The organism is Acetivibrio mesophilus (genome assembly GCF_004102745.1).
Lineage (GTDB): Bacteria > Bacillota > Clostridia > Acetivibrionales > Acetivibrionaceae > Hungateiclostridium > Hungateiclostridium mesophilum.
Genome location: NZ_RLII01000088.1, coordinates 1 through 1,172, shown reverse-complemented (window position 1 = coordinate 1,172; position 1,172 = coordinate 1). Strand labels below are relative to the sequence as shown.

Here is a 1,172-nt window from a genome sequence, read left to right as displayed (position 1 = left end):
TTACGGATCAAAGGGTAATTACGGCAAAAATATATAATGGAATGCAGAATGTTCCACAAAAGAAGTATTTGGACGAAATAAGATCCAATACCCTAGACAGTCTGTCAAAGAACATGCTTTGGACAAGTGAGCCGTATAAATTTAACGTAGTACGTTGGATGGCTCATGAAAATGAAAGGGGTACACTATATGATTGGACTGCTGTACCCGGCCGATATCAAAGAATTTTTACCCAGCAGGATAAGGCTGAAATTGAATGGGGTATTGAAAGAAGCATGAAAATGGAGTATGAGCAAAGCAGAGACGCAGCAGCAAACAAGAATCGTAACAAAGAAAGCTATGACAAAGCAGTTTTTGCAACGGATGTGAATTTAAGATATTACGACTATCCTATAAAGTCAGGATACTATTTTAATCCAACCGGTACGTATACATTTGAAGTAAAGACAGAAATGTATAAGCCTGAAAGGAAACCTACAACCGAGCACAAAGATATTGTACAGAGTTTGATTAATTCCTTTAGATATGAGTCAAATTTGATTTATATCGATAATAACAATAATGCGGTTAATATTCAAAATCAACCGGTGTTGGCATACGGAGGAAAATTATCGAGCGTTCCTGCTGCACTTACTGCAAAAGATCCAACTGGGGTCAACGATGTTAAACTCTTGTATGTAGAAGATGCAAGTGTTGATCCTTCAAGATTTACAATAAATTATGAAGAGTTGAAGCATAGCGAAGCCAAAGATAGTTCTGCCGACCCTCGCCTGCGGGCAATCCTTGAAGGGTATAGTGATTCGGGAACACAAGGAAGTTACGATAATTATAAATATCGGGAGTATATAAAAGATGGTCAGAACATGTTTAAAATAACAGAAACAACGAAGGTGACTATAAGAATCAATCCCGAGAATCTTCCTTTATACACCAACCCATATATGCCTGATGGAGACTATATAGTTAGAGCATATATAGACAATATTAACCTCGCGGAAAGCAAGAATGAATACAAAAAGCTTGGAGAACTGAAAGGAATTCAAAACCTCGACATAATAGAAATCATTGTAAAGGGCTCGATTTATGATGATATTAGCTGATAGGGTGTTTTTGCTTTGATAGATTGCTAAAAGGCAAATTGCACTAGTTAATCTCGAAGGCCAAGAGACTGA

Annotated in this window: 1 pseudogene; it reads left to right on the top strand. The window is 37.1% G+C overall.

The window, feature by feature from the left end:
• Nucleotides 1–1,100, top strand: a pseudogene (locus EFD62_RS17715) (hypothetical protein); the annotation flags it as partial.
• Between the last annotated feature and the right edge of the window lie 72 nt (nt 1,101–1,172).